Genomic DNA, 24,546 nt, shown 5'->3' with positions numbered 1-24,546 from the left:
CAGCTTCCACGTGCGGGGGCGTGTACGCCCGGACAGCTCAGTGATCACAACCCGAAAGGGGTATCCCGGCGGCTCCCCACCGGGGGCACGGCCGGCCCCGCCGGGCGCGGGGGGCCGGCCGCGGCCGGGTCAGTCCGTGTGCGCCTCCCGTACCCGCAGGGCGCGCGCCAGGTCGTCCAGCTGGTCGGTGAGCTTGCGGCGCAGGGCGGGGATCGGGTCGGCGTCGGCGAGGCACTCGCGGCCGAGCCGGAGGGTGTCGGCGTCGACGGCGTGGGCGGGGAAGGCCCAGCGGCCGGCGGCGTCGGCCATGGCGGGGCCGCGGCGGGCGGCGAGCGCGACGGCCTCGGTGTAGTAGCGCGGTACGTAGTCCCGGACCAGCTCGGCCTGTTCGGGCTGCCAGAAGCCCTGGGCGGTGGCGGTGAACAGGTAGTTGGAGAGGTCGTCGGAGGCGAACATGGCCTCCCAGGCGCGGGCCTTGGCCTCGGCGTCCGGCAGCGCGGCGCGGCAGCGGGCGGCACCCTCCTGGCCGGTGGCGCTCGGGTCGTTCGCCAGCTCGGCGGCGATGGCGGCCTCGTCGGTGGCGCCGAGGACGGCGAGCCGGGTGAGGATGCGCCAGCGCAGCTCGGGGTCGAGTTCGGGTCCGCCGGGCACGGTGCCGTCGGCGAGCCAGGCGGCGATGGTGTCGGGGTGGGCGGCCGTCGCGATGCGGTGCCGTACGGCGATCAGGCGCAGCCCGGGGTGGTCGCCGTCCTCGGTGCGGCGGATGAGGTCGCGGCAGAGGTCGGCGAGGGTGTTCAGGGCGGCGGGCCGCTGCTCGGGGGTGGCGTAGCGGTCGGCGATCTGGCCGGCGGCGAAGGCGAGGACGCCGTCGACGAGCGCGAGGTCGCTCTCGTGCGGGAGGTGGGCGCGGGCGATCTCGAGGTAGGTGGCGGCGGGGAGTTCGCCGTCGCGGACGGCGTCCCTGAGGGCGTTCCAGACGACGGCCCGGGTGAGCGGGTCGGGCAGGCCGGACAGGCTCTCGCGGACGGTCCGGAAGGAGTCGGCGTCGAAGCGGACCTTGGCGTAGCTCAGGTCGCCGTCGTTGAGCACGACCAGGGCGGGGAGCTTGCCGATGGGCCGGGGGTCGGCCTGGGGGACGTCGAGGTCGAGGCGCTCGCGCGGGGTGAGGCGGCCCTCGTGGCCCGGGTTCTGGTCGTAGAGGCCGACGGCGATGCGGTGGGGGCGCTCGCCGGTGTGCCGGACGGTGAGGGTGCGGCTGCCGTTGTCGCCGGTGACGCTCGGGACGAGGGTGTCGACGCCGGTGGTGCGCAGCCAGGCGTCGGCCCAGGCGTGGACGTCGCGGTCGGTGGCGGCGGCCAGGGAGTCGATGAAGTCGGCGAGGGAGGCGTTGGCGAACTTGTGCCGCTCGAAGTGGATGTTGATGCCGGCCAGGAAGTCCTTCTCGCCGAGCCAGGCGACGAGCTGGCGCAGAGCGGAGGCGCCCTTGGCGTAGGAGATGCCGTCGAAGTTGAGCAGGGCGGCGGCGGTGTCCTGGACGTTCTCGGGGGCCACGGGGTGGGTGGAGGGGCGCTGGTCGGCGTCGTAGCCCCAGGCCTTGCGGGTGACGCCGAAGTCGGTCCAGGTGTCGGTGAAGCGGGTGGCCTCGGCGGTGGTCTGGTAGCCCATGTACTCGGCGAAGGACTCGTTCAGCCAGATGTCGTCCCACCAGCGCAGCGTGACGAGGTCGCCGAACCACATGTGCGCCATCTCGTGGGCGATGACCATGGCGCGGGTCTGGCGCTGGGTGTCGGTGACGGCGGACCGGAAGACGAACTCGTCGCGGAAGGTGACCAGGCCGGGGTTCTCCATCGCGCCGGCGTTGAACTCGGGGACGAACGCCTGGTCGTAGGAGTCGAAGGGGTAGGGCTCGTCGAACTTCTCGTGGTAGCGGTCGAAGCAGGCCCGGGTGACGTCGAGGAGTTCGTCGGCGTCGGCGTCCAGGTGCGGGGCGAGCGAGCGGCGGCAGTGGATGCCGAAGGGCAGGCCGCGGTGCTCGGTGCGCACGGAGTGCCAGGGGCCGGCGGCGACGGCCACGAGGTAGGTGGAGATCGGCGGGGTGGTGGCGGCCTTCCAGCGGCCGTCGCCGGTGTGCTCGGTGACGCCGTTGGCGAGGACGGTCCAGCCCTCGGGGGCGGTCACGGCGACGTCGAAGACGGCCTTGAGGTCGGGCTGGTCGAAGGCGGCGTAGATCCGCTGGACGTCGTCCAGGAACAGCTGGGTGTAGACGTAGGTCTCGCCGTCGCTGGGGTCGGTGAAGCGGTGCATGCCCTCGCCGGTGCGGGAGTACCGCATGGCGGCGTCGACCCGCAGCTCGTGCTCGCCGGGTGCGAGGTTCTTCAGCGCCAGCCGGTTCTCGTCGAGCGCGGCCGGGTCCAGGGGCTGTCCGTCCAGGGTGACGGCGCGCAGCTCCGCGGGCTTGACCTCGACGAACGTGTCCGTGCCGGCCGTGTCGCCGCGGACGCTGAACCGGATCACGGTCCGGGAGTCGAAGGTCTCGTCCCCACGGGTCAGATCGAGGTCGATCGCGTAGTGGTGGACGTCGAGGAGCCGGGAACGGGTCTGCGCTTCGTCGCGCGTCAGTACGGACATGCACGACATGCTGCCTGATGCGGTGGGCAGGGCACAGAGGCGGTTCGGTACGCGCGGTATGTCCGGTCCGCCGCTCCGGCCGTCGTACTCCCCCGGCGTGCGCCCCCGTGGGCGGGGGCGCACCCGGTTTCAGTCGGTGGCCGGTGCGCCGCCGGCGGCGTTGCTCTCCGCGATGCGCTCGTGGTGGTGGATCACCTCGGCGACGATGAAGTTCAGGAACTTCTCGGCGAACGCCGGGTCGAGCTTGGCGCTCTCGGCGAGGGTGCGCAGCCGGGCGATCTGCTGGGCCTCGCGGGCCGGATCGGCGGGCGGCAGCTGGTGGCGGGCCTTGAGGTGGCCGACCTGCTGGGTGCACTTGAAGCGCTCGGCGAGCATGTGGACGACGGCCGCGTCGATGTTGTCGATACTGTCCCGCAGCCGGGCCAGCTCCTCGCGGACGGCGGGTTCGACGGCACCGGTACCGGTGTTGCTGGTGGTCATGGGCGCACACCCTACGGGCGGGGGCCCGGTCGTCGCAGACCGTCTCAGGCGCTGAACCGCGTACGGTCCTCGTGCGGCTCGTACAGTGGGGGCAGGGTTCAGGAGGCAGGGTTCAGGCGTCTTGGGGGTCGGGCGTGGCGAACGGCGGACCGGTCGAGCACGGGTTCCCGCACCTGGAGACGGTGCGGGCGGCGGTCACGGCGCTGTACCGGCGGTTGTCGTACGACACCGTCCGGACGTTCTCGGCCAGTGTGGCCCCGGTGGACGTGGCGTTCTGCGACACGGACGACCTGTACCTGGGCACCCAGCGGGTGGCCCACGAGCTGGTGCGGCACTACCGGCTGCCCGACGCCCGCATGATCGTCTCCTTCCGCGAGATGACCCACGCGGCGAACGTGGAACTCACGGCGGGCCCGGAGTACTTCATCGAGCTGAACGACCGCTTCCGCACCCATCGCCGGGACATCGGCGCGGCCCTCGCGCACGAGGTGATGCACGTGTACCTGCACCGCCTCGACCTGGCCTTCCCCTCCACCCGGGACAACGAGATCCTCACCGACACGGCGACGACGTACCTGGGCGCCGGCTGGCTGCTCCTCGACGCCTACCGGGAGGACGCGGCGACCTCGCAGAAGCTGGGGTACCTGACGCCGGAGGAGTTCGGTTACGTGCTGGCGAAGCGGGCGCTGCTGTTCGGCGAGGACCCGTCGGTGTGGTTCACGAGTCCGCAGGCCTACACGGCGTACGGCAAGGGCCTGGCGCGGGCGCGCCGGGACGGGCAGCAGCCGCCGCTGACCGCGGCCGGCTGGGCGGGCCGCCGCCGCTACGCCCGGGACCGCCGGCACGCTGAGGACCCGCACGCCGCCGGGGCCGCGGCGGCCGGCGACCCCTACTCCTTCACCGCCCAGCCGCCCGGACAGCTCCGGGTGTCGTTCCCCTGCCCGACCTGCCACCAGCGGATCAGGGTGCCGGTGCGGGGGCGGGTCCGGGCGCGGTGCGGGCTGTGCCGGACAGTGCTGGAGTGCGACACGTAAGTCGCCGCGCGGGGGGCGGGGCCGCTGCTTCAATGCCCTTATGACACAGGCCATCGAAGAACCGTGGGGCATCAGCGTGTTCGGCTCGGGCGCGGTGCGGGCCGAGCCGTCGCTCGCTCGGGTGCGGCCGGCGGTGGACGTGCTGGAACCGTCGCCGGAGCAGGCCTTCCAGCGGGCCGGGGAGGCCGTGGCCCGGTTGCGGGAGGTGCTGCGGCGGCACGGTGTGCCGGACGCCTCGGTGTCGGGCTCCCGGCTGGGCCTCAGCTCGGAGTACGACGGTCACGCCCGTGGCCGGACGCTGCTCGGATACCGGTGCCAGGCCTCGTACGCGGTGGAGACCGGGGCGCTGGACGACCTCGAGCGGCTGATCGCGGACGTGGTCGACGCGGGCGCGCACCGGATCGACGGCGTGGAGTTCGACGTGCGCGACCGGCCGGCGCTGCTCGACGAGGCACGGCGCCGGGCGGTGGCCGCGGCCCGCCGCAAGGCCCAGGTGTACGCGGAGGCGGCGGACGCGCGGCTGGGGCCGGTGCTGCACATCCAGGACGTGGAGGCGGAGCCCGTCGCCGCGTTCCGGGCCTCGGCGGCCGGCGGCCCGCCCGGCGCGCTGGCTCCGGGCGCGGTGGAGGTGTCCGCCCGGGTGGTGCTGGGCTTCTCCCTGCGGCACTGACCGCCGCGCGCGGGCGCCTTCACCCGGGCGCCTTCACCCGGGCGCCTTCAGGAGGGCCGCGCGATCCCCTGGGCGCGTGCGGCCGCCAGCCACTGGGGGAACTCGCCCACCAGCCGGTCGTACAGCTCGGCGTCGGTCACCTTGCGCGGGTCGCGGCCCGCGTGGAAGAACCCGGCGTTGTCGATCACCCGCTTGCCGGGCACCGCGAGTTCGTCCAGCTTGCGCAGGTACTCGAACTGGCGGCTGTCCGGGTCGCCGAAGCCGACGAACTGCCAGAACAGCGGCAGCGGGGCCGCCTTGCACAGGTAGCGCTCGGCGGCGAGCCGGTTGATCGGACCGCCGTCGGTCTGGAAGACGACCAGCGCGGGGTGGCGGGCGCCGCTGTCCAGGTAGTGGTCGATGACGGCGTCCATGGCCAGGTGGTAACTGGTCTTGCCCATGTGCCCGAGCCCGGCCACGATCCGCTCGATCCGGCCCTGGTGGTCGGCGAGCGCGATCTCGGTGACGGCGTCGACGTCGGTGGAGAAGAACACCACCGGCACGATGCCGTCGTCGTCGAGGTGGGCGGACAGGCTCAGCACCCGGTCGGCAAGCGCCTGCACGCTGCCGTCCTTGTAGTACGGCTTCATCGAGCCGGAGTAGTCGACGACGAGGTAGACCGCGGCCCGGGTCCCCGCCATGCCGTGCTTGGTGAGCGACACCCCGGCGGTCTTGTACAGATCGACCAGCGCGGGCGCCGTCTCCCGCACCTTGGTGAGACTGATCGCGGCCATACGGACTCCCCCGTCACCCCTGCCCTGCGGCATCCGGGTGCCGAGGCTACGGCACGGCGCACCCCCGCCGCTCGGCCGGTCCCCCGGCATTCGCTATTTTGTTCGCCGCCGTCCCCACCGGCTCACCGTCCGACCGTCCCGAGGAGCCGGCCCTGTGGATTCCGAGTCCACCGCCACCACCTGCTACCGCCATCCCGCGGTGGAGTGCCACGTACGCTGCACCCGCTGCGAGCGGTACATCTGCCCGGACTGCATGCGTACGGCGCCCGTCGGCCACCAGTGCCCGGAGTGCGTGCGGGAAGGGGCGCGGTCGGTCCGGCGGGCCCGGACCATCGCCGGGGGCAGGATCTCGACGACGCCCGTGGTGACGTACGTGCTGTTCGCGCTGAACGTGCTGGCGTACCTGGCGGAGCTGGTGCGGCCGGAGCTCGTGGACCGGTTCGCCATGGTGGGTTCGCGGCTGGTCGCTCCTGACGGCACTCCCCTGACCGGCGACGGCGTGTTCCTCAGCTCCGGACCCCTGCGGGTGGAGGGTGTCGCCGGGGGCGAGTGGGAGCGGATGCTCACCGGCGCCTTCCTTCACCAGTCGCCCTTCGAGGGCACGTTCGGACTTCTGCACATCACGATGAACATGGTCGTGCTGTGGCAGTTGGGGCGGGTGGTGGAGCTGATGCTGGGCCGGACCCGCTTCGCCGTCCTGTACCTGCTGTCGGCGCTCGGCGGTTCCGTACTGGAACTGGTCCTCGCCGATCCCTGGCAGGCCTCGGTCGGCGCGTCCGGTGCGGTCTTCGGCGTGGGGGCCGCGTACTACGTGCTGCACCGCAGGCTCGGCGCCGAGATGGGGCGGGTCAACCGTTTCATGGCCGGGCTGCTGCTGTGGCTGGTGGTGTCCGCCTGGTTCACCTCGTGGCAGGGTCATCTCGGCGGCCTGCTGGTGGGCGGCGCGCTGGCCCTGGCCTACGGGTACGCGCCCCGGGACGGACGCCGGGCGGCGGTGCAGGCCGGCGCCGGTGCCGCGCTGGTGGTGCTGCTGGCGGTGACGGCGGCGGTGAAGGTGTCGGAACTGACCGGCGGAAGTGTTCCCCTATGAGAGGTGTCCCCCAATGAAACGTGCCGGAGTGCTGCTCCTCGGGGCGCTTCCCGTGATCGCCGCGGGCGTGTACTTCGCCGTGCCGGACGACTCGGCGGACCCGGCGGACACCGCGGCCGCCTCCTCGTCGTCCTCGGCCACCGCCCGGTCGGACCGCGACGACGCCAAGGACCGGGCCGAGCGGGAGCGGGAGGCGGACGACGCACTCATCGCCGACCTGCCGCCGGGGCTCGCCGCACCGGCCAAGAAGGAGCTGGCCCAGCAGCTCGTGTCCAGTGCCGAGAACTCGACCACGAAGTGGCGCACCGCCTACGGCAGCATCGAAGACGTCGGCGACGGCGACGGGTACACCGCCGGCATCATCGGCTTCTGCACCGGCACCCACGACCTGCTCATGCTGGTCGAGCGCTACACCGAGGACCACCCGGACAACGGACTGGCGGAGTACCTGCCCGCCCTGCGCGAGGTGGACGGCAGCGACTCCCACGAGGGCCTGGACCCGGGCTTCACGGCGGCCTGGAAGGCGGAGGCCGAGGTCCCGGCGTTCCGCGCGGCCCAGGAGGCGGAGCGCGACCGGGTCTACTTCGAACCGGCGGTGCGCCTGGCCAAGCTGGACGGCCTGGGCACGCTGGGCCAGTTCGTCTACTACGACGCGATGGTCTTCCACGGACCCGACACCGACGCCGAGGGCTTCTACGGGCTGCGCGAGCGGGCCATGGCCGAGGCGAGGACGCCGGGGCAGGGCGGCTCCGAGAAGGCCTACCTGGAGACCTTCCTGGACGTCCGCAAGCAGGCCATGGAGGCCAAGCGGCCGGGCATCGACACCTCCCGCGTCGACACGGCCCAGCGCCGGTTCCTGACGGCCGGGAACCTGAAGCTGGCGACGCCGCTGGTGTGGGAGATGTACGGGGACACCTACCGGGTGCCCTGAGCATGCGACAGCGCCTGCCCATGGTCCGGTCGGGGACGGGGCAGGCGCCATCAGTGTTCCGCACGCCTTTGTGCGGGACGTTCTTCGGTTGTCCGTCCGTCAGGACGGTTGCCCGCCCGTCGGGGCGGTTGTCCCGTCCGTCGGGGCGGTCGTCCCGTCCGTCAGACCGCGAGGGCGCGGTCCGTCGGGCGGATCGGGGCCGGCAGGTCGCTGGCCCCGGTCAGGAAGCGGTCGGCGCCGCGCGCGGCCGAGCGGCCCTCGGCGATCGCCCAGACGATGAGCGACTGGCCGCGGCCGGCGTCACCGGCGACGAACACACCCGGCACGTTGGTCTGGAAGTCGGCGTCCCGGGCGATGTTACCCCGTTCGTCGAGCTCCAGGCCGAACTGGTCGACCAGACCGTTGTCCTTGTCGGTGCCGGTGAAGCCCATGGCGAGGGTGACCAGCTGGGCCGGGATCTTCCGCTCGGTGCCCGGCTTCGACGTGAGCTTCCCGTCGACGAACTCGACCTCGCTCATGTGCAGCCACTGGACGTTGCCGTCCTCGTCGCCCTCGAAGTGGGTGGTGGAGACGGCGTAGACCCGCTCGCCGCCCTCCTCGTGGGCGCTGGTGACCTTGTAGAGCATCGGGAAGGTCGGCCACGGCTGGCGCACCGCGTCCCGCTCCTCGCCCGGCCGGGGCATGATCTCCAGCTGGGTGACGGAGGCCGCGCCCTGGCGGTGGGCGGTGCCCACGCAGTCGGCGCCGGTGTCGCCGCCGCCGATGACGACGACGTGCTTGCCCTCGGCCGTGATCGGGGGCGCCACGTAGTCGCCCTCCTGAACCTTGTTGGCCAGCGGCAGGTACTCCATCGCCTGGTGGATGCCGTTCAGCTCGCGGCCGGGGACCGGCAGGTCGCGGGCGGTGGTGGAGCCGGCGGCGATGACGACGGCGTCGTAGCGCTTCTTCAGGTCGGTCGCCTTGAGGTCGCGGCCGATCTCGACGCCGGTGCGGAAGCGGGTGCCCTCGGCGCGCATCTGCTCTATGCGGCGGTTGATGTGCCGCTTCTCCATCTTGAACTCGGGGATGCCGTACCGGAGGAGGCCTCCGACGCGGTCCGCGCGCTCGTAGACGGCGACGGTGTGACCGGCCCGGGTGAGCTGCTGGGCGGCGGCCAGGCCCGCCGGGCCCGAACCGATGACGGCGACGGTCTTGCCGGACAGGCGCTCGGGGATGCGCGGGGCGACGTCGCCGGTCTCCCACGCCTTGTCGATGATGGAGACCTCGACGTTCTTGATGGTGACCGGCGGCTGGTTGATGCCGAGCACGCACGCCGACTCGCACGGGGCCGGGCACAGGCGGCCGGTGAACTCCGGGAAGTTGTTGGTGGCGTGCAGGCGCTCGGACGCCGCCGACCAGTCCTCGCGGTAGGCGTAGTCGTTCCACTCGGGGATCAGGTTCCCGAGCGGGCAGCCGTTGTGGCAGAACGGGATGCCGCAGTCCATGCAGCGGCTGGCCTGCTTGCTGATGATCGGCAGCAGGGAGCCGGGAACGTAGACCTCGTTCCAGTCCTTGACGCGCTCGTCGACGGGACGGGTCCTGGCGACCTCGCGTCCGTGGTTGAGAAAGCCCTTGGGATCAGCCATTGGTCGCCGCCTCCATCATCTTCTCGGTGGTCTCGGTCTCGGAGAGACCGGCTCGCTCGGCGGCGTCCTTGGCGGCGAGCACTGCCTGGTACGTGCTGGGGATGATCTTGCTGAAGCGCTCCACGGCGACGGGCCAGTCGGCGAGCAGCTTCCCGGCGACCGTGGACCCGGTCTCCTCGGCGTGGCGGCGCACCACGTCGTGCAGCCAGTCCTTGTCGGCGTCGTCCAGGGCCTGGACCGCGTCGACGTTGCCGACGTTGACGTTGTCGCGGTCGAGGTCGACGACGTAGGCGATGCCGCCGGACATGCCGGCCGCGAAGTTGCGCCCGGTCTCGCCGAGGACGACCGCGTGGCCGCCGGTCATGTACTCGCAGCCGTGGTCGCCGACACCCTCGGAGACGACCAGCGCGCCGGAGTTGCGGACGCAGAAGCGCTCGCCGACCTTGCCGCGCAGGAACATCTCGCCGCCGGTGGCGCCGTAGCCGATGGTGTTGCCGGCGATGGTGGAGTACTCGGCGAGGTGGTCGGCGCCCCGGTCGGGGCGGACGACGATCCGGCCGCCGGATAGGCCCTTGCCGACGTAGTCGTTGGCGTCGCCCTCCAGGCGCAGCGTGATGCCGCGCGGCACGAAGGCGCCGAAGGACTGGCCGGCGGAGCCGGTGAAGGTGATGTCGACGGTGTCGTCGGGCAGCCCGCCGCCGCCGAACTTCTTGGTGACCTCGTGGCCGAGCATGGTGCCGACCGTGCGGTTGATGTTGCGGATCGCGACCTGGGCGCGCACCGGGGCGGCCCGGGTGGCGTCCGGGGCGGCCAGCGCGTCGGAGGCGAGCTTGATCAGCTGGTTGTCGAGCGCCTTCTCCAGGCCGTGGTCCTGGCCGACGGCCTGGTGGCGCACCGCGCCCTCGGCCAGCGCGGGCACGTGGAACAGCGGCTCGAGGTCGAGGCCCTGTGCCTTCCAGTGGTCGACCGCGCGGGTCACGTCGAGGGTCTCGGCGTGGCCGACGGCCTCCTCGATGGAGCGGTAGCCCAGCTCGGCGAGGATCTCGCGGACCTCCTCGGCGATGAACCGGAAGAAGTTCACGATGTACTCGGCCTTGCCGGAGAACCGCTCCCTGAGGACCGGGTTCTGGGTGGCGATGCCGACCGGGCAGGTGTCCAGGTGGCAGACGCGCATCATGACGCAGCCGGAGACGACGAGCGGCGCGGTGGCGAAACCGAACTCCTCGGCGCCCAGCAGCGCGGCGATGACGACGTCGCGGCCGGTCTTGAGCTGGCCGTCGGTCTGGACGACGATCCGGTCGCGCAGACCGTTGAGCAGCAGGGTCTGCTGGGTCTCGGCGAGGCCCAGCTCCCAGGGGCCGCCCGCGTGCTTGAGCGACGTGAGCGGGGAGGCACCGGTGCCGCCGTCGTGGCCGGAGATCAGCACCACGTCCGCGTGCGCCTTGGACACGCCCGCCGCGACCGTGCCGACGCCGACTTCGGAGACCAGCTTGACGTGAATCCGCGCCTGCGGGTTCGCGTTCTTCAGGTCGTGGATCAGCTGGGCCAGGTCCTCGATGGAGTAGATGTCGTGGTGCGGCGGCGGGGAGATCAGGCCGACGCCGGGGGTGCTGTGCCGGGTCTTGGCGACCCAGGGGTACACCTTGTGGCCGGGCAGCTGGCCGCCCTCGCCGGGCTTGGCGCCCTGGGCCATCTTGATCTGGATGTCGTCGGCGTTGACCAGGTACTCGGAGGTGACGCCGAAGCGGCCGGAGGCGACCTGCTTGATGCTGGACCGGCGCGCCGGGTCGTACAGGCGCTCCGGGTCCTCGCCGCCCTCACCGGTGTTGGACTTGCCGCCCAGCTGGTTCATGGCGATGGCGAGGGTCTCGTGCGCCTCCTGGGAGATGGAGCCGTACGACATGGCGCCGGTGGAGAAGCGCTTGACGATCTCGGAGACGGGCTCGACCTCGTCGATGGAGATCGGCTGCCGGCCGCTCTTGAAGCCGAACAGGCCGCGCAGCGTCATCAGCCGCTCGGACTGCTCGTTCACCCGCTCGGTGTACTTCTTGAAGATGTCGTACGTGCCGGAGCGCGTGGAGTGCTGGAGGCGGAAGACCGTCTCGGGGTCGAACAGGTGCGGCTCGCCCTCACGGCGCCACTGGTACTCGCCGCCGATGTCCAGGGCGCGGTGGGCCGGCGCGATGCCGCTGGCCGGGTACGCCTTGGCGTGGCGGGCGGCGACCTCCTTGGCGACGACGTCGATGCCGACGCCGCCGATCTTGGTGGCGGTGCCGTGGAAGTACTTGGCGACGAACTCCTCGTCGAGGCCGACGGCCTCGAAGACCTGGGCGCCGCGGTAGGAGGCGACGGTGGAGATGCCCATCTTGGACATGACCTTGAGGACGCCCTTGCCGAGCGCGTAGATCAGGTTGCGGATGGCCTGCTCGGGCTCGCCGTCGTCGGTCTGCAGGAAGGTGCCCGCCCGGACCAGGTCCTCGACGGACTCCATCGCCAGGTACGGGTTGACCGCGGCGGCGCCGAAGCCGATGAGCAGGGCGACGTGGTGGACCTCGCGGACGTCGCCGGCCTCGACCAGCAGGCCCACCTGGGTGCGCTGCTTGGTGCCGATGAGGTGGTGGTGGACGGCCGCGGTGAGCAGCAGCGAGGGGATCGGCGCGTGCTCGGCGTCCGAGTGGCGGTCGGACAGGACGATCAGCCGGGCGCCGTTCTCGATGGCGGCGTCGGCCTCGGCGCAGATCTCCTCGATCCGCGCGGCCAGCGCGTCGCCGCCGCCGTGCACCCGGTAGAGACCGGAGAGGGTCGCGGCCTTGAAGCCGGGCATGTCCCCGTCGGCGTTGATGTGGATGAGCTTGGCCAGCTCGTCGTTGTCGATCACCGGGAAGGGCAGCAGGACGCTGCGGCACGAGGCGGCCGTCGGGTCCAGCAGGTTGCCCTGCGGGCCGAGCGAGGAGCGCAGCGAGGTGACCAGTTCCTCGCGGATGGCGTCCAGCGGCGGGTTGGTGACCTGGGCGAAGAGCTGGGTGAAGTAGTCGAAGAGCAGCCGGGGGCGCTCGGAGAGCGCGGCGATCGGCGAGTCGGTGCCCATGGAGCCGATCGGCTCGGCGCCGGCCTTGGCCATCGGCGCGAGGATGACGCGCAGCTCCTCCTCGGTGTACCCGAAGGTCTGCTGGCGGCGGGTGACCGAGGCGTGGGTGTGCACGATGTGCTCGCGCTCGGGCAGGTCGGACAGCTCGATCTCGCCGGCTTCCATCCACTCGCCGTACGGCTGCTCGCCGGCGAGCTGGGCCTTGATCTCGTCGTCCTCGATGATGCGGTGCTCGGCGGTGTCCACCAGGAACATGCGGCCGGGCTGGAGGCGGCCCTTGCGGACGACCTTGGCGGGGTCGATGTCGAGGACGCCGACCTCGGAGCCGAGGACGACGAGGCCGTCGTCGGTGACCCAGTAGCGGCCGGGGCGCAGACCGTTGCGGTCGAGGACCGCGCCGACCTGGGTGCCGTCGGTGAAGGTGACGCAGGCGGGACCGTCCCAGGGCTCCATCATCGTGGAGTGGAACTGGTAGAAGGCGCGCCGGTCCGCGTCCATGGAGGCGTGGTTCTCCCACGCCTCCGGGATCATCATCAGCACGGAGTGCGGCAGCGAGCGCCCACCGAGGTGGAGCAGTTCCAGGACCTCGTCGAAGGAGGCGGAGTCCGAGGCGTCCGGCGTACAGATCGGGAAGATCCGCTCCAGGTCCGCGGACGAGCCGAACAGGTTCGAGGCCAGCTGGGACTCGCGGGCGCGCATCCAGTTGCGGTTGCCCTTGACCGTGTTGATCTCGCCGTTGTGCGCGACGAAGCGGTACGGGTGGGCGAGCGGCCACGACGGGAAGGTGTTGGTGGAGAACCGGGAGTGCACGAGCGCGATCGCGGAGGCGAAGCGGCGGTCGGACAGGTCCGGGAAGAACGGTTCCAGCTGGCCGGTGGTCAGCATGCCCTTGTAGACGATGGTCCGCGCGGACAGCGACGGGAAGTAGACACCGGCCTCGCGCTCGGCGCGCTTGCGCAGCGCGAAGGCGTGGCGGTCCAGGGCGATGCCCCGCGAGGCGCCGTCGCCCACGAAGACCTGGCGGAAGACCGGCATCGTGGAGCGGGCGGTCGCGCCCAGCATCTGCGGGGCGACCGGGACCTCGCGCCAGCCGAGGACGGTGAGGCCCTCCTCGTGCGCGATCGTCTCGATGCGCGAGACGGCGTCCTCGGTGCCGTCGACCGGCAGGAAGGCGATGCCGACGGCGTACGCCCCGGCCTCCGGCAGCTCGAATCCGGCCACCTCGCGGAAGAACGCGTCGGGCACCTGGGAGAGGATGCCGGCGCCGTCGCCCGAGTCGGGCTCGGAGCCGGTGGCGCCGCGGTGTTCCAGGTTGCGCAGCACGGTGAGCGCCTGGTCGACCAGGGTGTGGGACGCCTCGCCGGTGAGGGTGGCGACGAAACCGACGCCGCACGCGTCGTGTTCGTTGCGGGGGTCGTACATACCCTGCGCGGCAGGGCGAGCATCCATGAAGGACCAGTTCTGGCCACTTACGGAGTGCTGGGACGGCTGGCGCGGCGTACGCATCGGCTCTCCCGTCGTCGTCATCTGGCATGTGGCAAGTGCCGAGGGACGACGTTGGCCCTCTGCGGTGGGTGCATCAGTGGCTGAAAAATTTGGTGCAGGTTACATGATGGATTGGTTCTCGGTAAACGGGACAATCTGTTCCAGCATGCGGACACCGACGGGGTGCGGTGGGGGTTCCGCACCTGCGGTGGAAGCTATGGAGACCGGGGCGGACAGATCGATGCCCGTCGGTCCGGGGAGCGGAAGGAGCGTCGTCGCCCGCTCCGCGCGTGCACGGCAGGCTTCGTTGCCCGCAGCGCTTACGGCTCATGCCCGGAGATTACGCACTCGAAACCAGCGAGTAACGGCTACTTATGCGGCCCTCCGCATAAGTTCGAGCCGGACTATCCTACGGCCGTTCCGAACAGGCTGCCCAGGAGATACGTCACACCGGCCGCCGCGCCGCCGAGGGCGAGCTGCCGCAGGCCGCTGTACCACCAGCTGCGGGCCGTGACCTTGGCGACCACCGCGCCGCACAGGAACAGTCCGGCCAGCGCGAGCAGCACCGCGGGCCACAGCGCACCGGCGCCGAGCAGGAACGGCAGGACGGGGAGCAGGGCGCCCAGCGCGAAGGACCCGAACGAGGACACGGCCGCGACCGTCGGCGAGGGCAGGTCGGAGGGGTCGATGCCCAGCTCCTCGCGGGCGTGTATCTCCAGCGCCTGCTCGGGGTCGGCGGACAGCTGGCGGGCCACCTCTCGGGCGAGCTCCGGCTCGACGCCGCGCGCCTCGTAGAGCGCGGCCAGCTCGGCCTCCTCGTCCGCCGGGTGCTTGCGCAGCTCGCGGCGCTCCACGTCCAGCTCGGCCTCGACCAGCTCGCGCTGGGAGGCGACGGAGGTGTACTCGCCCGCGGCCATGGAGAAGGCGCCGGCGGCCAGTCCGGCGAGCCCGCTGATCACCACGGTCTGCTGGCTCGCCGTCCCGCCAGCGACACCGGTCATGAGGGCGAGGTTGGAGACCAGTCCGTCCATCGCGCCGAAGACGGCGGGGCGCAGCCAGCCGCCGTTCACGTCGCGGTGGGTGTGGTTGTCGCGGTGCGCCTCGTGCAGCGCCGCCTCGGTCTCGATGATGGCCATGCGGGTTCCCCCAGGAAGCTAGTTTGGACTCGTTCCACTTTTTAACAACACCAAATCTACGCCCATCATTTCCGGCCTGCCAGCAAGGAAAGGCTGGGCTTACCTGCGGCTTTACCTCTCCGCACTCATCCGTGATCTTGTCCGCTCATATGTCGACCGGGTGACACCGGCCCCGGTTCGGCTGCGGTGCGCGCCGCACCGGGGACAGATGTGCGGAGGGAGAGGAGAGGCCGCATGGCATCCACCGCCTGCATTCCCCCGGCCGCCGCGCCGCAGGACGCCGTCGGGCTCCGCGACCGGGCCCGGGGCGCGCTGCTCGGACTGGCCGTAGGGGACGCCCTCGGAGCGCCGGCCGAGAACATGAAGCCCTCCGAGATCCGCGCCCGCTGGGGCCGCATCACGGGGTACGTGGCCGACCGGCCCGCCGGTACCGACGACACCGAGTACGCGATCTTCTCGGGCCTGCTGCTGGCCCGCCACGGCGGCGCGCTCACCCAGGCCCATGTGGAGGCGGCGTGGCACGAGTGGATCGCGGACCGGGAGGAGGGCCCGTTCCGGGGCGCGGGCTTCAGCGAACGCGGCACCCTGGAGAACCTGCGCCGGGGCCTGGCCGCCCCGATCTCCGCCCAGCACCGGCACGCCTGGAGCGACGGACTGGCCATGCGGGCCGCGCCGCACGGCGTGTTCGCGGCCGGACGGCCCGCAGAGGCGGCCCGGCTGGCGGCGATCGACGGCTCGGTCAGCCACGAGGGCGAGGGCATCTACGGCGGCCAGGCGGTGGCGGCGGGCGTCGCGGCGGCGATGGCCGGGGCGTCGACCGTCGCGGTGGTGGCCTCCGCCCTGGCCGTCGTCCCGGACGACTCCTGGACGGCGCGCTGTCTGCGCCGCGCGCTGACGGCGGCCCACCGCGGCGAGCGCGCGGTGCGTTCCGCGGTGGTCATCGGCGGCTACCCGTGGACCGACCTGGCCCCCGAGGCGGTCGCCCTCGCCTTCGGCGCGTACGCGGCGGCCGACGGCGACTTCACGGACTCCGTGCTGACGGCCGTCAACATGGGCCGTGACGCCGACACCACCGCCGCGGTGGCCGGCGCCCTGGCCGGCGCGACCCGGGGCGTCCACGCCATCCCGGCCGACTGGGCCGACGCCATCGGCCCGGCCCGCGGCTCCTGCCTGCCGACGATGGCCGGTCACCACGTCCTGGAGGTGGCGGACCTGCTGACCCGGGCGTCCCGCCCGGCCCCGCCGGCCTCGGAGCGGGTACGGGGGGCCACGAAGCGGTTCCCCCGGAATCCGGACCGGTCACCGCCCGACCCGGACCGGTCACCGCCCGACCCGGACCGGTCACCGCCCGACCCGTACCGGTCATCGCCCGACCCGGACCGGTCGTCGCCCAACCCGGACCGGTCGCCGTCCGACCCGGACCGGTCGTCGCCCGCCTCAGACCGGTCACCCTCTGCCCCGGCCGCACATGCACCCGCCCCCGACCGGTCACCACCCGACCCGGACGGGAGACCGTCCGATCCGGACCGGTCGTCGCCCGCCTCAGACCGGTTGCCACCCGCCTCAGACCGGTCACCCTCTGCCCCGGCCGCACATGCACCCGCCCCCGACCGATTGCCACCCGCCCCCGACCGGTCACCACCCGACCCGGACCGGTCACCACCCGCCCCAGACCGGTTGCCACCCGCCCCCGACCGGTCACCTTCGGCCCCGGACGCCCACGTACCCGTCCCGGACGCCCACCCGGCGGAGGTGGCACCGTGAGCCGGCCTCGTGGTGCGGTCGGGGCGACGGGCACCACGGCGTACGTCGCAGGGCCCGGCGTGCCGGAGGTGAGCGGGCCCGGTGGGAGCGGGCACCGGCCGGGGAGCGAGCCGGACACGGCCGCGGCCTCGCGCGGGGTGCCGCTCTCCGACCGCGTCGAGGGGCTCCTCCTCGGGCTCGCCACCGGAGACGCCGCCGGCTGGCCCGCCGCCCGGCACCGGGCCGCCCGCATGCCGCAGTGGACGCGGCGGCTCACCCGCGAACTGGACACCTTCGCCGAACAGAACGCGACCACCACCCTCCCCGTCCCGATCGCCCTGAACCAGCCCCCGGAGCCACTGCGCCTCGGCCCCTCGGACGACGCCGAGTGGGCGGCGTTCGCCGCGGAGGCCCTCCTGCGGGCAGGCGACGACAGCGTGCTCGGGGACCTGAGCCGGGACCGCCGGATGCGCGCCGCGATCGACCTGACCTGGAACGCCGTCGCCAGCGAGGTCGCCGCCGCCACGGAGCGCGCCCCGGAGGCCGAGTCCGCGGTGCTGCCGCTGCGCGCCCGCATCTCGGTGCGGGCCGGGCTCGGCAACCTCGCTGCCGGGCTGCGTCCCCCCGCCACCGGCCACGACAACCCGCACTACTTCGACGACGCCGCCTGCGTGCGGGCCTGCGTCCTCGCCGTCGCCCATCCCGGCGCCCCGCGCCTCGCCGCCGACCTCGCCGAGTTCGACGCCCGCTACACCCAGGACGGCGACGGTGTGCACGGCGCGCGGGCCATGGCGGCGGCGCTGGCCCGCGCCCTGGACGGCACCGACGTGGACGCCTGCGTGGCGGCCGCGCTCGCCGAACTCCCCGAGGCGACGGAGATCGGCCGCAACGCCCGCCAGGCCCTGGCCCTCGCGGCGGCCGCCGAGAGCACCTTCGCCCTGGTCCCGCTCCTGGAACACCGCATCGTCGACCACGTCTACAGCTACGGCATCGCCGCCGCCGAGACCGTCCCGGTCGCCCTCGCCCTGACCGTCGCCGCCCGGGGCCGCCTCGCGGAGGCGGTCCCGGCGGCGGCCTGTCTGTCCCGGGTCGCGGACTCCGCACCCGCGCTGGCCGGCGCCCTCACCGGCGCGCTCGGCGGCGGCGCGTCGGTCCCCGCCTCCTGGCGGGACGCCTGCCGCACCCTGCCCGGCTGCGTACTGCCCCGGCTCACCGGCACCGACCTGGTCGAACTCGCCGGTCTCCTGCACGCCACGCGACCGTCCCCACCGGAAGGACGAGACACCACCCCATGACTCCCCCGACCCAGGACCACAGCACCGCAGCATCCCTCGACGAGCGCGTCACCGGCGCTCTCGTCGGCGCGGCCGTCGGCGACGCGCTCGGCGGTCCCGTCGAGGGCTACTCCCCCGAGCAGATCGTCGAACGCCACGGCGGCCGCGTCCACGGCGTCGTCGGTCCCTGGAACGGCGACGCCTGGCGCACCGCCCGGCCGGTCGCCCCGTACCACAAGGGCGACGGGCACGTCACCGACGACACCCTGATGACGCACGCGCTGGTGCGCGTCTACGGCACGGTGCGCGACCACCTCGACGCCTACGCGGTCGCCGAACACCTGGTCCCGGACCTGATCACGAACCCGCGCTGGATCCCGGAACTGGAGGCCGAGGCGCTGCCGCTCCAGCGGATCTTCCTCGCGGAGAAATGGCTGGTCGCGCGGATCCACTACGGCCACGTGGACCCGCGCGAGGCCGGCACCGGCAACATCGTCAACTGCGGCGCCGCGATGTACATGGCCCCGGTCGGCCTGGTCAACGCGGCCCACCCCGCGGCCGCCTACGCCGAGGCGCTGGACGTCGCGGGCGCGCACCAGTCGTCGTACGGCCGGGAGGCGGCCGGTGTCTTCGCGGCGGCGGTGGCCGCGGCCTGCGCGCCGGGCGCGACCCCGGACTCGGTGGTCGCCGCCTGTCTGGCACTGGCCAAGGACGGCACCCGGGCCGCGATCGAGGCCGTGTGCGAGGTGGCCGCACGCCACTCGGACTTCGAGTCGGCGCTGGCACCGCTGCGCGCGGCGGTGGCCCCGTACGACACGGTGGGACCCGACTACCGCGCCCCCTCGCTCGGCGCCCGCCGCCCCTCGCGCCTGCACGCGATCGAGGAACTGCCCGTCGCCCTCGGCATGCTGCTCGTCGCCGGCGGCGACTTCCGGCACGCGGTGCTCGGCGCGGTCAACTACGGCCGCGACTGCGACTCCATCGCCACGATGGCGGGCGCGCTGGCCGGGGCGCTGGGATCGCTGGTCCCGGAGGACTGGGCCAAGACCGTCGCGGAGGCCAGCCGCCTGGACCTGTGGGAACCGGCGGCGGTGCTCACCGCGGTCGCGCGGGAGGTCTTCGCGCGGGACGTACGGCGCCGCCGGGCCCACGAGGAGGCGTTCGCCGCGATCGGGGGCGTCGGATGCTCCGGCTGACCTGGGTCCAGCCCGAGGACCTGGTCGGCCACGAGCTGCGCCAGGCGCGGCTGGACGGCCGCGACGCGTCGGCGGTCGCGGCCCGCTGGCGGGCGGCGGGCGGCGGCGAGCCACCGGCCCGGGCGGGTGCCTCGCCCGGCCCCGCTTCCCCCCGCCTGAGCCGCCTGGCGGAAGACCTGCTGGACGAACTGGCCGGCCTGCCCAGTCCCCTGGCGGCGGCCGAGCCCACGGAACTCGACCGGATCAGGGCGCTGTGCCCCGACTGGCCCGCCCCGCGCCTCGGAGCCCGTGTGTCGCCCGGCCGGCTGGAGGCCGCCTGGCTCGGCCGCGCCGTCGGCTGCCTCCTCGGCAAGCCCGTCGAGAAGCTCCCCCTCACCGGTATCCGGCTGCTCGGCCGGGCCGCCGGGAACTGGCCTCCGACCGCGTACTTCACCGCCCGGGGCGTCCCCCGCGACCTGCTCACCGCACACCCCTGGAACCGCCGCTCCGCGCCGACCTCCCTCGCCGAGAACATCGACGGCATGCCGGAGGACGACGACCTCAACTACCCGCTGCTCGGTCTCCTGCTCCTGCGGCGCCACGGCAAGGCCTTCACCACCGGCGACGTGGCCCGCGTCTGGCTCGACGAACTCCCGCCCGGCCGCACCTTCACCGCCGAACGCGTCGCCCTCCGCAACCTCCTCACCGGCCTCGAACCCCCGCACACCGCCCGCCACCGCAACCCCTTCCGCGAGTGGATCGGCGCCCTGATCCGCGCCGACGTGCACGGCTGGACCAACCCGGGCGACCCGGGCGCCGCCGCCGAGCAGGCGCACCGCGACGCGACCCTCAGCCACACGGCCAACGGTGTCCACGCGGCGATGTTCGCGGCGGCCGTCGTCGCCGCCGCCGCCCCCGACGACGCACCCGACGTCCACGCCTGCCTGCGCGCCGGACTCGCGGTCGTCCCGCCCGGTTCCCGCCTCGCCGGCGCCGTCCGGCACGCCGTACGGCTCGCGGGCGCGCACGACGACTTCGACACCGTCGTGGACCGGCTCCACGCCGTCCACTCCCCGGCCCACCACTGGGTGCACGCGGTCCCCAACACCGCCCTGATCGCCGCCGCGCTCACCCACGCGGACGGCGACTTCACCGGCTCGGTCTCCCGGGCCGTCTCCGGCGGCTGGGACACCGACTCCAACGGCGCCACCGTGGGCGGCGTCGCCGGACTGCTGGCCGGTTCCCCCGCCGCGCTGCCCGCGCACTGGACGGCCCCGCTGAAGAACCGCCTCGCCACCTTCGTCGGCGACTTCGACGGCACCGGCTTCGACACCCTCGCCCACCTCACCCACCGGGAGGCCACCCGCCCATGCCCGAGCCCGCCGCCCCCGCCCCCGTCTCCCCTCCCCTGACCGGCCTGCGCGTCCTCGACCTCGCCACGCTCTTCGCGGGACCGCTCGCCGCCACCATGCTCGGCGACTTCGGCGCCGAGGTGATCAAGGTCGAGCACCCCACCCGGCCCGACCCCTCCCGGGGACACGGTCCCTCGAAGGACGGGGTGGGCCTGTGGTGGAAGCTGCTGGGCCGCAACAAGCACACGATCACCCTGGACCTGTCGAAACCCGCCGGGCGCACCACCCTGCTCCGCCTCGCCGCCACCGCCGACGTCGTCGTCGAGAACTTCCGGCCGGGCACCCTGGAGAAGTGGGACCTGGGCTGGGACGAGCTGTCCGCCGTCAACCCGCGCCTGGTCCTCACGCGGGTCACCGGCTTCGGCCAGTTCGGACCGTACGCGCGCCGTCCCGGCTTCGGCACCCTCGCCGAGGCCATGAGCGGTTTCGCCGCGATGACCGGCGAGCCGGACGCGCCGCCGACGCTGCCGCCGTTCGGCCTCGCGGACTCGATCGCGGCGCTGGCGACGGCGTACGCCGTGATGACGGCGCTGGCCGCCCGGGAGCGCACCGGCGAGGGCCAGGTCGTCGACATGGCGATCATCGAGCCGATCCTGACCGTGCTGGGCCCGCAGCCCCTCTGGTACGACCAGCTCGGCCACGTCCAGCCGCGCACCGGCAACCGCTCGCAGAACAACGCCCCGCGCAACACCTACCGCACCGCCGACGGCACCTGGGTCGCCGTCTCCACCTCGGCCCAGTCGGTCGCCGAGCGGGTGATGCGGCTGGTGGGCCGCCCGGAGCTGATCGACGAGCCCTGGTTCGCGACGGGCGCCGACCGGGCCCGGCACGCCGACGTGCTGGACGCGGCGGTCGGGGACTGGATCGCCCGGCACGGCCGGGCCGACGTGCTCGCCGCCTTCGAGAAGGCCGAGGCGGCGGTCGCGCCGGTCCAGGACGTGCGGGACGTGATGAGCGACCCGCAGTACCAGGCGCTGGACACGGTCACCACGGTCGACGATCCCGAGCTGGGCCCGCTGCGCATGCAGAACGTCCTCTTCCGGCTCTCCGCCACCCCGGGCGCGATCCGCTGGGCGGGCCGCCCGCACGGCGCCGACACCGAGGAGGTGCTGACCGGGCTGGGACTCACCCCGGCGGACGTGAAGGAGCTGCGTGAGGAGGGCGTCGTATGACCGCACCCCCGCTGACCTGGCTGTACGTGCCGGGGGACCGGCCGCGGGTGGTGGCCAAGGCGCTGGCCGCCGGTGCCGACGTGGTGGTCGTCGACCTGGAGGACGCGGTCGCCGCCGACCGCAAGGAGTACGCCCGCGACGCCACGGCCGAGCTGCTCACCGAGCCGCAGCCGGTGCCGGTGCACGTCCGCGTCAACGCCCTGGACGGTCCGCTCGCCGCCGGGGACCTGGCGGCGCTGGCCGCGCTGCCGGGGCTGTCCGGGCTGCGGCTGCCCAAGGTGACGGCGCCGGAGCAGGTGACCGGCGTCGCCGCGCTGACCGGCGGACCGCCGCTGTACGCCCTGCTGGAGACGGCCCTGGGGGTGGAGCGGGCGTACCGGATCGCCGCGGCCCATCCGGCACTGCGCGGGATCGCTCTCGGTGAGGCGGACCTCCGTGCCGACCTGGGCGTGCGCGGGGACGCGGGCCTGGACTGGTCGCGCTCGCGCGTGGTCGTGGCCGCGCGGGCGGCGGGCCTGGCGCCGCCGTCCCAGACGGTGCATCCGGACACCCGGGACCTGGAGGGCCTGGCGGCGTCCTGCGCCCACGGCCGCGCCCTGGGCTTCCTGGGGCGGGCCGCGATCCACCCGCGCCAGCTGCCGATCATCGAGCGGGCCTATCTGCCCACCGAACGGGAGCTGGAGGAGGCGGAGACGATCGTCAAGGCGGCCACGGTCCAGCCGGGTGCGCAGGCGCTGCCGGACGGCCGGTTCATCGACGCGGCGGTGGTGGCGACGGCCCGGCGGACGCTGTCGCTGGCCCGGCGGCCCACCCTGTCCTGAACCCCGGCCCCGGCATACGCCGAGGGCGCCCGGAGAGTACCGGGCGCCCTCGGCGGTGTGTCTTGCGGGCGGGTCAGCCCTTCTTGGCGGAGTCGGCGCCGTTCGTCACGCCCTCGGCGTCCTTCGCGGCGTCCGCTTCGTCCGCGCCCGACGTGTCCTCCGGGGCCTCGGTGGCGCCGGAGGCATCGGTCTTCTCCGCGCCGTCCTCGGCGCCCTCGGCGTCCTCGGCGTCCTTCGTGCCCTTGACGTCCTTGTCCGCCGCGGACCCGCTGTCACCGGCGGCGGTCTCCGCACCCGGCTCCACCACGGCCTCCCGGCCCGGCCGCTTCCGCGCCGAGAGCACGATGTACAGCACGGCGAGCAGGAACACGAACAGCGCGGTCCAGTTGTTCAGCCGGAGACCCAGGATGTGATGGGCGTCGTCGACGCGCATGTACTCGATCCAGAACCGGCCCGCGCAGTACGCCGCCACGTACAGGGCGAAGGCGCGCCCGTGGCCGAGCTTGAAGCGGCGGTCGGCCCAGATGACGAGCAGCGCGACGCCGATGCACCAGAGCGACTCGTACAGGAAGGTCGGGTGGTAGGTGCCCGGGACCCGTCCGTCGGCCGTCGAGGTGATCTCCACGGCCCACGGCAGGTCGGTCGCCTTGCCGTACAGCTCCTGGTTGAACCAGTTGCCCCAGCGGCCGATGGCCTGTGCGAGGGCGATGCCGGGGGCGACCGCGTCGGCGTAGGCGGGCATCGGGACACCCCGGCGGCGGGCACCGATCCAGGCACCCACCGCGCCGAACGCGATGGCGCCCCAGATGCCGAGGCCGCCCTCCCAGATCTTGAAGGCGTCGACCCAGTCACGGCCCTCGCTGAAGTACAGCTGGTAGTCCGTGATCACATGGTAGAGGCGTCCGCCGATCAGGCCGAAGGGAACGGCCCAGACCGCGATGTCGGCCACCGTGCCCGGCCGCCCGCCCCGGGCGACCCAGCGCTTGTTGCCGAGCCAGACGGCAACGAAGACGCCGATGATGATGCAGAACGCGTAGCCGCGCAGCGGGACGGGACCGAGGTGCAGCACCCCGCGCGACGGGCTGGGAATGAAGGCAAGTTCCATGGCAGGGTCGACGCTACCGTGTCGGACGGGGGGCGCGGCGGGCGGCCCGGCTACGGGTCCGTAACGAGCGGGCGCGCTACTTGTTGGCGTCCTCCACCATCTGCTTGAGCTTGGCCGGGGTCATGGAGCGGTCCTGGTAGATGTTCTTGCCGTCCAGGAGCACGGTCGGGGTGCCGCTGAAGCCGCCGTTCTGGAAGGCCTTGTTGGACTTCTCCACCCAGCTGTTGTGCTTGCCGTTCTTCACGCACTCCTGGAACAGGGTGGTGTCGAGGCCGTCGACCTTGCCCGCCAGGTCGAGCAGCTTGTTCTCGTCGGCGAAGGCGTCGTCGGTCTCCGGCGGCTGGTTGTCGTACAGCACGTCGTGGTACGGCGGGAACTTTCCGGCGTCCTGGGCGCAGGCCGCGGCGTTGGCGGCCTTGCGGGAGCCGGTACCGCCCATGTTGCCGTCGATGATGGTCGCCAGGTGGTACTCGACCTTGAGCTGCCCGGCGTCGGTCAGCTCGTGAATGGTGTTGCGGTACGCCAGCTCGAAGGCCTTGCAGGCCGGGCAGCGGAAGTCCTCCCAGACGGTGAGCGTGGACTTGGCGCTCTCCTCGCCGACGGGGATCGCGAGGCCGTCCTTGCCCTGCGCCCCCGAAGGGGCCACGACCGGGCCGGCCGACTCGCTGCCGTCGTCCTTGCCCGCGTTCGCGGCGACCACGCCGATCACCGCCGCGAGTCCCAGCACGCAGACCACGCTCGCGCCGACGATCAGCGCCCGGCGGCGCTTGTCCCTGGACCGCTGCTTCTCGCGCTCGGCCGCCAGCTTCTCGCGGGCGCCGCGCTTTCCCTGTCGGTTCTTCTCGCTCACACCCCGCAGAACGAACCGGGGAGGCGCAGCGCGCCTCCCCGGTCCCAGGTCCAC

The 24,546-nt window shown here is 73.2% G+C and carries 17 protein-coding genes and 1 pseudogene; 10 read left to right on the top strand and 8 right to left on the bottom strand.

Annotation, left to right across the window (positions count from 1 at the left end):
- Positions 1-129: 129 nt before the first annotated feature.
- Positions 130-2,628: an aminopeptidase N gene (pepN, locus tag R2E43_RS28275; RefSeq protein WP_332056690.1), complete on the bottom strand. Its 2,499-nt coding sequence runs from the start codon at positions 2,626-2,628 to the stop codon at positions 130-132.
- Positions 2,629-2,757: 129 nt separating this feature from the next.
- Positions 2,758-3,108, bottom strand: a complete 351-nt coding sequence (locus R2E43_RS28270) for a chorismate mutase (RefSeq protein ID WP_003976797.1) — start codon at positions 3,106-3,108, stop codon at positions 2,758-2,760.
- A 134-nt stretch (positions 3,109-3,242) separates the two neighbouring features.
- Between R2E43_RS28270 and R2E43_RS28265 the strand changes: the two genes are divergently transcribed.
- Together R2E43_RS28265 and R2E43_RS28260 are read left to right on the top strand one after the other, a co-directional pair.
- Positions 3,243-4,142 (top strand): hypothetical protein, encoded by a 900-nt coding sequence (locus tag R2E43_RS28265; protein ID WP_011028100.1) that lies wholly within the window; start codon positions 3,243-3,245, stop codon positions 4,140-4,142.
- Positions 4,143-4,182: 40 nt separating this feature from the next.
- Positions 4,183-4,812 carry an SIMPL domain-containing protein gene (locus R2E43_RS28260; protein ID WP_030866633.1) on the top strand — a complete coding sequence of 210 codons (630 nt, stop codon included), beginning with the start codon at positions 4,183-4,185 and terminating at the stop codon, positions 4,810-4,812.
- A gap of 47 nt (positions 4,813-4,859) precedes the next feature.
- Here R2E43_RS28260 and R2E43_RS28255 read toward each other — a convergent pair whose 3' ends face one another.
- A complete protein-coding gene (locus R2E43_RS28255; RefSeq protein WP_016325987.1) occupies positions 4,860-5,585 on the bottom strand; it encodes a vWA domain-containing protein in 726 nt (241 codons plus the stop codon).
- Between the two features lie 154 nt (positions 5,586-5,739).
- Between R2E43_RS28255 and R2E43_RS28250 the strand changes: the two genes are divergently transcribed.
- Both R2E43_RS28250 and R2E43_RS28245 read left to right on the top strand, forming a co-directional pair.
- Positions 5,740-6,675: a rhomboid family intramembrane serine protease gene (locus R2E43_RS28250; protein ID WP_106517118.1), complete on the top strand. Its 936-nt coding sequence runs from the start codon at positions 5,740-5,742 to the stop codon at positions 6,673-6,675.
- 13 nt (positions 6,676-6,688) lie between these two features.
- The gene (locus R2E43_RS28245) at positions 6,689-7,606 is read left to right on the top strand and encodes a chitosanase (protein ID WP_011028103.1); all 918 of its coding nucleotides are present in this window, start codon (positions 6,689-6,691) and stop codon (positions 7,604-7,606) included.
- Between the two features lie 161 nt (positions 7,607-7,767).
- Here R2E43_RS28245 and R2E43_RS28240 read toward each other — a convergent pair whose 3' ends face one another.
- The 3 genes from R2E43_RS28240 to R2E43_RS28230 form a co-directional block, all read right to left on the bottom strand.
- Positions 7,768-9,231, bottom strand: coding sequence for a glutamate synthase subunit beta (locus R2E43_RS28240; RefSeq protein WP_003976791.1), 1,464 nt, complete (start codon positions 9,229-9,231; stop codon positions 7,768-7,770).
- On the bottom strand, positions 9,224-13,768 hold the full coding sequence (gltB, locus tag R2E43_RS28235; protein WP_016325989.1) for a glutamate synthase large subunit: 4,545 nt from the start codon (positions 13,766-13,768) through the stop codon (positions 9,224-9,226). Before gltB ends, R2E43_RS28240 begins: the two co-directional genes overlap by 8 nt.
- Before the next feature lie 440 nt (positions 13,769-14,208).
- The gene (locus R2E43_RS28230; RefSeq protein WP_003976789.1) at positions 14,209-14,940 is read right to left on the bottom strand and encodes a VIT1/CCC1 transporter family protein; all 732 of its coding nucleotides are present in this window, start codon (positions 14,938-14,940) and stop codon (positions 14,209-14,211) included.
- 234 nt (positions 14,941-15,174) lie between these two features.
- Between R2E43_RS28230 and R2E43_RS28225 the strand changes: the two are divergent.
- The 6 genes and pseudogenes from R2E43_RS28225 to R2E43_RS28200 form a co-directional block, all read left to right on the top strand.
- Positions 15,175-16,161 (top strand): annotated as a pseudogene (locus R2E43_RS28225) (ADP-ribosylglycohydrolase family protein); the annotation flags it as partial.
- A 539-nt stretch (positions 16,162-16,700) separates the two neighbouring features.
- Positions 16,701-17,978 carry an ADP-ribosylglycohydrolase family protein gene (locus tag R2E43_RS28220; protein ID WP_332056689.1) on the top strand — a complete coding sequence of 426 codons (1,278 nt, stop codon included), beginning with the start codon at positions 16,701-16,703 and terminating at the stop codon, positions 17,976-17,978.
- A complete protein-coding gene (locus tag R2E43_RS28215) occupies positions 17,975-19,153 on the top strand; it encodes an ADP-ribosylglycohydrolase family protein (protein ID WP_003976785.1) in 1,179 nt (392 codons plus the stop codon). Before R2E43_RS28220 ends, R2E43_RS28215 begins: the two co-directional genes overlap by 4 nt.
- On the top strand, positions 19,141-20,544 hold the full coding sequence (locus tag R2E43_RS28210) for an ADP-ribosylglycohydrolase family protein (protein ID WP_189283753.1): 1,404 nt from the start codon (positions 19,141-19,143) through the stop codon (positions 20,542-20,544). Before R2E43_RS28215 ends, R2E43_RS28210 begins: the two co-directional genes overlap by 13 nt.
- The gene (locus tag R2E43_RS28205; RefSeq protein ID WP_003976783.1) at positions 20,502-21,716 is read left to right on the top strand and encodes a CaiB/BaiF CoA transferase family protein; all 1,215 of its coding nucleotides are present in this window, start codon (positions 20,502-20,504) and stop codon (positions 21,714-21,716) included. Before R2E43_RS28210 ends, R2E43_RS28205 begins: the two co-directional genes overlap by 43 nt.
- Positions 21,713-22,537 (top strand): HpcH/HpaI aldolase/citrate lyase family protein, encoded by an 825-nt coding sequence (locus R2E43_RS28200; RefSeq protein ID WP_011028109.1) that lies wholly within the window; start codon positions 21,713-21,715, stop codon positions 22,535-22,537. Before R2E43_RS28205 ends, R2E43_RS28200 begins: the two co-directional genes overlap by 4 nt.
- Positions 22,538-22,610: 73 nt before the next feature.
- Here R2E43_RS28200 and lgt read toward each other — a convergent pair whose 3' ends face one another.
- A complete protein-coding gene (lgt, locus tag R2E43_RS28195; protein ID WP_003976782.1) occupies positions 22,611-23,642 on the bottom strand; it encodes a prolipoprotein diacylglyceryl transferase in 1,032 nt (343 codons plus the stop codon).
- A 76-nt stretch (positions 23,643-23,718) separates the two neighbouring features.
- Positions 23,719-24,492, bottom strand: coding sequence for a DsbA family protein (locus R2E43_RS28190; protein WP_016325992.1), 774 nt, complete (start codon positions 24,490-24,492; stop codon positions 23,719-23,721).
- Positions 24,493-24,546 lie beyond the last annotated feature (54 nt).

It is taken from the genome of Streptomyces violaceoruber (assembly GCF_033406955.1).
Lineage (GTDB): Bacteria > Actinomycetota > Actinomycetes > Streptomycetales > Streptomycetaceae > Streptomyces > Streptomyces violaceoruber.
Note: the sequence above shows the minus strand (reverse complement) of the source record. Positions and strands in the feature narration are given on the sequence as shown.